The sequence below is a fragment of the Microbacterium sp. Bi128 genome, from assembly GCF_918698205.1.
On the sequence record NZ_CAKKMM010001306.1, the window covers coordinates 1 to 1,424 of the forward strand.

General features: G+C 62.0%; 2 protein-coding genes and 1 other RNA gene. 1 reads left to right on the forward strand and 2 read right to left on the reverse strand.

Features of this window, described 5'->3' with window-relative positions:
* Window positions 1–297, reverse strand: a 297-nt coding sequence (locus LQV45_RS32245) for an SPFH domain-containing protein (RefSeq protein WP_253074601.1), incomplete at its 3' end; no start/stop codon positions are given.
* A gap of 112 nt (window positions 298–409) precedes the next feature.
* Between LQV45_RS32245 and rnpB the strand changes: the two genes are divergently transcribed.
* Window positions 410–803, forward strand: an RNA gene (gene rnpB / locus LQV45_RS32250) — RNase P RNA component class A.
* A 46-nt stretch (window positions 804–849) separates the two neighbouring features.
* Here the strand turns inward: rnpB and LQV45_RS32255 are convergent.
* On the reverse strand, window positions 850–1,424 hold a 575-nt coding region (locus LQV45_RS32255; protein ID WP_230011605.1), incomplete at its 5' end, for a hypothetical protein.

A 1,424-nucleotide genomic window follows, 5' to 3' on the forward strand; every position in this document is an offset into this window, starting at 1 on the left:
CTTCACGGAGTCGATCACCCGGTAGTACGCCACTGCCGAGATATCGACGCTGACGTTGTCCTGGGTGATGATGCCCTGTGACTGGATCGGCATTGTCACGATCCGCAGGCTCACAAGCTGAAGCCGGTCTACCACCGGGATGATGAACCGCAGGCCGGGCATCCGTACCGCGACCACCCGGCCCAGGCGGAACAGGACGCCCTGTTCGTACTGGCGCACAATCTTGATCGACATCTTGGCGAGAATAGCCACCAGGACGATGGTCAACAGCCAGATGATGATGGCGGTCCAGTTCATCGGGATCACTCTTCCTTGACTAGCAGGAACCCTGCTTAAATTCTCCCACCGGCAGCCCCGAAAGGCCGCAGTGCGGCTGTGCCGGCCGGGAGAACGTAGAATGGACAGCGGATGGGTTGACCAGGCGGCCGCGCGTCACGCAAGTGGCTCGAGGAACGTCCGGGCTCCGCAGAGCAGGGTGGTGGGTAACGCCCACTCGGGGTAACCCGCAGGCCAGTGCCACAGAGAACAGACCGCCTGCGTGGGGCGTGTGCTTGCACACGCCGCAGGGCAGGTAAGGGTGAAACGGTGGTGTAAGAGACCACCAGCTTCCCGGGTGACCGGGAAGGCTAGGTAAACCCCACCCGGAGCAAGGCCAGACAGGACACGTTTGAGGGCTGCTCGCCCGAGTGTTCGGGTAGGCCGCTGGAGGGCGTCGGCAACGGCGTCCGTAGATGGATGGCCGCTACTCCCGCGCCGGCAACAGCGCGGGAACACAGAACCCGGCGTATCGGTCAACCCATCCACCCAACGCCGACAATCTTCGATGAGGTTTGCCGGATCCAGCCGACGTCATTGACCTGGCGGGTCCGCCGGCTGCATCTTGCCCCGCACACCGTCGGTGCGGTTGTGCTGGAGTACCAGGACTCGCCCGTCTGTGGCCACTGACGGGTTGTTGTTCACGACCTGTACCGAGACGAGTTTGCCTTCGTGGTTGAATGCGCCCTCTGCCTCGTAGGTGTAGTTCGCGTCCGTGAGATATCCGGGCTTGAGTTTGTTGACCAAATCCATGAAGTCGGCGCGTGTGTATTTGCTGGAGATCGACAATTTGCCGTTGGAGTCCCAGGCCTGGAAGGTCGGGCTCTCCGACTGACTGCCCTGGATCAGGTAGAAATAGTTGCCGACCCATGCCAGGCCCTGGTTCTTACCGGCGGTCCGCGCGCCGGCCCGGGCGGGGATGGTTGCTATCAGAGCGGGATTGCCGGCCTGCACGCTGGCCCAGTCGTAGACGTAAAAGCTGCTCACCGAAGTGGTGCCGGCGTCAGTTGTTGCCATGTATCTGCCGGACACGTCCGCGCGCCATATACCGTTTATTGGAATGTTGGCACCCTGGGTACCGGTGGTGTAGTTGTAGACAGCATAGGTGG